This window comes from aff. Roholtiella sp. LEGE 12411, from assembly GCF_015206995.1.
Taxonomy (GTDB): Bacteria; Cyanobacteriota; Cyanobacteriia; order Cyanobacteriales; family Nostocaceae; genus Komarekiella.
In genome coordinates this window covers 1-2,534 of record NZ_JADEXR010000284.1, presented here as the reverse complement: position 1 = coordinate 2,534, position 2,534 = coordinate 1, and the positions used below count along the sequence as shown (strand labels likewise).

The 2,534-nt window shown below is 37.3% G+C and carries 2 protein-coding genes; one reads left to right on the top strand and one right to left on the bottom strand.

The features are described 5' to 3' along the window. The first annotated feature begins 258 nt into the window (after positions 1-258). Complete coding sequence (locus tag IQ246_RS29375; RefSeq protein WP_194006803.1) at positions 259-1,191, top strand: hypothetical protein; 933 nt, start codon at positions 259-261, stop codon at positions 1,189-1,191. A 162-nt stretch (positions 1,192-1,353) separates the two neighbouring features. Here the strand turns inward: IQ246_RS29375 and IQ246_RS29370 are convergent, their stop codons facing one another. After that, entirely contained in the window at positions 1,354-2,142 is a 789-nt protein-coding gene (locus IQ246_RS29370) for an alpha/beta fold hydrolase (protein ID WP_194006802.1), read from the bottom strand. Between the last annotated feature and the right edge of the window lie 392 nt (positions 2,143-2,534).

Here is a 2,534-nt window from a genome sequence, read left to right as displayed (position 1 = left end):
GATTGGGCATTGGGCATTGGGGATGGGGGATTAAAATGAAAAATTATGGAATTTGTTCTAAGCCCAAACATATTTGGGAATGTTTTCCCAGTCCCCAGTATCCAGAGAGAGGAACGCGGCGATCTGTTAAAAAGAACTCTTTGATGCTGTAAGCGATTAAAGAGTGCTCGTATTCTTCAAGTAAACTGTAGGCGATACCTACGGTGAGCTACGCTAACGCACTCATGTAAAATACTGGTACAGCCAAAACATCAGCTAATGACCAGGTTTCCCTACGACCAGTTCGCAAAAGACTATCTTAAAGAATTGTTACAACCATTGGGAGAAGTAGAAACAAGTCGCAAAGTTCCGGCAGAAATACGAGAAATTGATGTTTATTACGCACCTTTCCCTCAATCGACAAGCGATAAAATAGAATTAGGACTGTTAGGAAAGTTGGCAACTGAACCCGCATTAATTGAACCATTTAGAAATGCGGCTACAATTGTAGAAATTCGCAGTTGTATTAATAAGTTATTTGATATTTTTGCTGAAATAAAGCGTCAGGCTAAAGGAGATAAAAACCGGATTTTAGAATCAGAATTACCACGCTTGTGGATTTTATCACCCACGGCTTCTGAATCTATATTAAATGGTTTTAGAACTAGTCTAGATGAAGAAAACTGGGAAGTGGGGGTAAATTTTTTAGGTGATTATTTGAGAACAGCAATTGTGGCAATTCATCAATTACCTTGTACAAAAGAAACATTATGGTTAAGAATTTTAGGTAAGGGAAGAGTTCAACAACAAGCAATAGATGAACTAGAATCACTTCCACAAGATAATCTTTTACGCTCCAAAGCAATCGACTTATTATTGAGTCTAAAGACTACTTTAGAAGTAAATCAAAATGTAGATGAAGAGGATAGAAATTTAATTATGCGTTTATCACCTATTTACGAGCAAAAATTAGCAGAAGTTAAACAGAAAGGAATTCAAGAAGGAATTCAAGAAGGAATTCAAGAAGGAATTCAAGAAGGAATTCAAGCAGAACGTCGTAATGTTATAGAAAATTTATTGCAAGTTAGATTTGGTCAGTTGGATGCGGAATTTAGAGTAATTATTGAACATTTGTTGGCATTAACTCCAGAAGAATTTACTCCTTTATTATTGCAACTATCGCGTGAAGAATTATTAGAGAGGTTCCTTTAAAAGAAATCAGCTAGAAATACTGGATTCTCTACCTTTACTTAAAAATCGCACTTGCTAGCATACTTGAAGTGTGATGTAGGCGATCGCATAAATCAGCAAACTGCCTAATCAGGTAGTATTACATTTTTGACTCTTTGAGTTGGAAATTTTCATTAAAATCTGCTAAATAAGGAAGTTGAGTAAGACTGAAGCCACAGTATCCGGCGACTCAACCAACAAGCCATGACCTCCATGGTTGATGACTACAATTTTAGCGTTGGGAATACCTTGAGCAAGTTGCTCAGAAAACTTCACTGGGGTGAGAATATCCTGTTTGCCAACCATAACTAAGGTTGGACAATGAATATGTTTTAGCCGCTCTGTTGTATCATTGCCAAGGATGGCTCGGCTGTGATGATAAAGTGTACCAGTAGAAGGCGGTAAGGAATATTTGATTGCAAATTCGATCAGACCTTCTATCATTCCAGGGATTGAGTAGAACTCATCTGTAAATATCCAAGGGAACACGACTTTTTCATAAAGCTTTAGGTCTATATTGCCAGAGAGATCGCCCCAAGTCTCAATAATGCTATTGAACCGTTCATCACCCTTTGCCCAAGATGATATTAGCATCAGACTTTTTACCTTTTGAGGGTATGCTAACACTAGCTCTTGGGCAATCTTACCACCCATTGAATGACCTACTAAATGCACCTTGTCGATGCCAATGGAATCAAGTAATAGCGCAACATCACTTGCCATCTGCTTAATACTATAGGGATTGTCAGATCCAGAACTGCGCCCCATACCCCGATTGTCTAGGCGAATTACCTGATAGTGCGAAATCAAAGACGGCATTAGCAGCGACCAATAGGTATGATCGCAAAGGAAACCAGCGATTAATAATAAAGGCTCACCTGCTCCTTTAATGTCATAAAACAAATCAATCCCGTTAATTTTAGCTTTTGGCATAATCAATAATTTTGCAAAAACTTACTTTTAAATAGGGATGCTGATGTTTTCAAAATAGGCTCCTTGTAGTTACTCACAATATGGTTAAATACCTAAAATCATCATACACTTTATCATATTGAGTCTGATTAATTGGTGTTTATAGGCTGCGACTTAGGGCTACGAATGAGCATAGCGATCGCCATATACCCTAAAGCCAAAATATCGGATTTTGAAATACTTGCATGATTGCATAAATTTTTCACGTATCTCTGATAAGTCTAGATAGGGCTTGCTGAAAAAGTCATAAAAAAGCAATTCTTTTGGGTTGAGTAGTTATTTAAGCAAGGTCAAAGATAAGTTTTTGTTGCCTATAGCTTGCAAAAGCATAACGTTCAATTATACCAATCTCT